General features: G+C 34.6%; 1 protein-coding gene and 1 rRNA gene. Both read left to right on the forward strand.

The window, feature by feature from the left end; translation table 11 throughout:
- A 5S ribosomal RNA gene (gene rrf / locus ACM55F_RS18795) occupies positions 1–72 on the forward strand; the annotation flags it as partial.
- A gap of 887 nt (positions 73–959) precedes the next feature.
- Positions 960–3,402, forward strand: a 2,443-nt coding sequence (locus tag ACM55F_RS18735) for an Ig-like domain-containing protein (RefSeq protein WP_465245398.1), incomplete at its 3' end; no start/stop codon positions are given.

Below are 3,402 nucleotides of genomic sequence, written 5' to 3' on the forward strand. Positions count from 1 at the left end.
CCGAACAGAGTAGTTAAGCCCGCCTGCGCAGATGGTACTGCAGTTATGTGGGAGAGTATGTCGTCGCCTTTCTTTAAAGAATCCTCATCATGAATTTGATGAGGATTTTTTTTGATTTATAGTCTCGTGGATTTTTATAGAAAAGTATTTTGTCAACTTAGTAGTTGTGCATGGGGGGGATGAATACGTATAATTCTCCATTAGAGAGTGAAGTTTTATCTATTGACAAACACTTGTCTAAGTTTTTTGAGAAAAATAAACCATTGTTTTGCATGCGATTTTGGTTCAAGATTTTAAAATCACATAAGGAATCTTTGTATTAATGTTGTGGTTTTTGCCTATAACTCCATAGAAAGGTTGTAGTATTGCAATGATTAGGCTTGAAATCTATTAATTTTTTTAAAAACGCAAACTTCGGTGTTACCGGAGTTCCGTCTGCCGCTAAATTCCAATCTCTAAACACTACTTATCCAGTATCCTCATTGAGCCATCTCCTTCGGGTGATGTGTAGGTATAACTGATGTCCGCGAATTGGAAAATCGTGAACCGTTATCTTACAAAGCATCCTTTGGAATTTAATTTATATTTACCATATTCTTTTGGTATGGAATTAATCTCTTTAGATAGAAATGCAAAAAATATGATTTTTTTATAAGAAGTTAACTCGAAATAGTTCACTATTATCTCCGGTAATAATAACTTGATGAGTTCGCTATTGGAACCTTGCATTGCTGTCTAATTTGAATTTAAAAATATCCTTTATTACTATTTCTCACGACTTTTAGAATTGATCCGATTTTTATTTAAATAATAACAATTTTTAGTTAACTGCTTATTTGTAATTTGTTTATAATATTGTTAATTATATATTAAAATTTTATTTGCTTAACCAAAATAAAACTATACTTTTATTTAATTAAATATATATCGTCAATTATATTAACAACAAAATTTATTCTATGAAAAATAAATTACTTTTATTTTTAATGTTTTTTTCGTTTTTAGGAAATAAAATTAGTGCCAAAAATTTCGAAGAAACTTTAAATAATTCTAAAATAAATTTGCAGTTGGCCTTAACTGTTAATTTAACTGATACTATTAAAAAATCTAATAGGACATTTAAAACTGCAAAATCTACAGCTATCATACCGTCACCCTTGACTACTGCGGGAAGTGCTTGTAAAGAAGAGAGTGACTTGACTGTAAGAGTATTTATGGCTGCCTCTGGAGGTAGTGGAGATGTTATCGAATGGTTTTCGAGTCAAACTTCTAATACTATATTGCATACAGGATCTATATTTAGTCCGACTATTAGTCAAACTACAACGTATTATGTTCGAACCCATGCTGGTGCTGATTTTAGTGTTAGGGTACCTGTTGTTGCTTCCGTTTATTCTGCTCCACCAATAGTAACTTTATCTGTTTCACCTGCAGATCAAATTATATGTGAAGGAGTTCCTCTTGTATTTACTGCAAATAATGGTGCTGATTTATTTGAATTTTCAGTTGACGGAACTGTTGTGCAGGCTATGTCAACAAATAGAGAATATTTAACAACGACATTAAAAAAAGGTCAGGTAGTCAGTGTTAGAACACGCTATGCAGTTACTTTTGACGGATCCATGATTGAAACTGCTTGGGGAAAAGGTTCGATGGAAGACAATATACTTTCAGCTGCATTATCCTCAAATGCATCAAACGGCTATATTAATTCTATTAAAATTAGTCCCACAGAAGATAAGATAGTTTTTGGAATTCCAGGAAAATTAGAAAACAATAGAAGTATGCTGTTGTTTCTGGATACAAAGCCTGGAGGTTTTAATTTGGCAAATTATGGAGATGAAGCAAATGTTATTCCCTCTGTAAAGGGATTTAATTATTTTAATAATAACCCAAGTACTTTTGATTCTTATTTTCAAGCGGATTATTGTCTTACAATTTCAACTGATGACGGTGGAACAAATTATTTCGCTGATATTATCGAATTAAAAACAGGTAGTTCTACTAAGGTAAACATAGGGAATGCAGCAACAGGATTCCCTTCTTCTGTGATGGGGGTTAATACTGGTAATTCAGGAATTGCAGATTATAATCTTGGTTTTGAAGTTGAAGTATTGAAATCATTGATAGGCTATGTAATTGGAGATATTAAGTTTTTTGCTTTCACGATGCAAGATGATAGTGAACTTAATTATAATGTTACAAATTCCTTTTTAAGCCCAGAATTAACTAGTTCGCTAGATTACGGGAGCGGTGCTGTTGATTATAACATAAAAGACCCAAATCCGGTTGTTGTCTCAGCGGATGCTTTAATTCCTTGTTACAAAGAAGATAGTATTTTAGTTAATTTAGATGAAAAGCCAACAGTTGCAACCGTAGGTTCAGGTCAATTCAATTGTACATTAACAAGTAGTTCACTTGGAGGCAACACTCCTATTATTGGTTCCGGTGTTTGGTCATTAAAATCAGGTCCTGGTTTAGTAAATTTCAGTGCTGTAAATAGCGGGACATCTACAGTTACAGTAAATGTAGAAGGTGTATATGTTTTTACATGGACTATCTCAAATGGAATCTGTTCTAGTTCAGCTGCAGATATAACAGTAGAATTTCATGTTCCGCCTTTAACTCCAACAGGAAATAATCAAACCGTATGTGCTTCATCACCAATTCAAACTTTGACTGCTACAGCTACAGTTGAATCAGGAGAGTCATTAGTTTGGTATGATGCGCCAACTGGAGGAAATATAGTATCAGACCCTTCGTTAAGTTTATTAGGAACCATTACTTATTATGCGGAATCGGTAAAAAATGCAACGCTATGTGTAAGCGACTCCCGTACTGCGGTAACCTTAACTATTAATCCAATACCACTTGTTCCGTTAAGCGGAGGAGATCAAACGGTATGTGCTTCATCGCCAATCACACCACTGACAGCTACTGCTACAGTTCAGCCAGGCGAATCGATAGTTTGGTATGATGCAGCAATCGGAGGAACTATAGTGCCAGATCCTTCTTTAGGTTCATTAGGAACTATTACTTATTATGCTGAAGCGGTAAATAGCATAACGTCTTGTGTAAGCACATCACGTGTGGCAGTTACTTTAACTTTAAATTCAAAACCAATCGCTCCAATAAGTGGAGGGAATCAAACGGTATGTGCTACGTCACCAATTCAGACATTGACTGCTACAGCTACAGCTGACTCAGGAGAGTCAGTAGTATGGTATGATGCATTAACCGGAGGAAATATAGTGGCAGATCCTTCATTAAGTGCATTAGGAAGCGTTACATATTATGCGGAATCGGTAAAAAATACAACACCATGTGTAAGCAACTCTCGTACTGCTGTAACCTTAACGATTAATCCAATACCACTTGTTCCGTTAAGCGGAGGAGATCAAA

It is taken from the genome of Flavobacterium melibiosi, assembly GCF_048158545.1.
Classification (GTDB): Bacteria; Bacteroidota; Bacteroidia; order Flavobacteriales; family Flavobacteriaceae; genus Flavobacterium; species Flavobacterium melibiosi.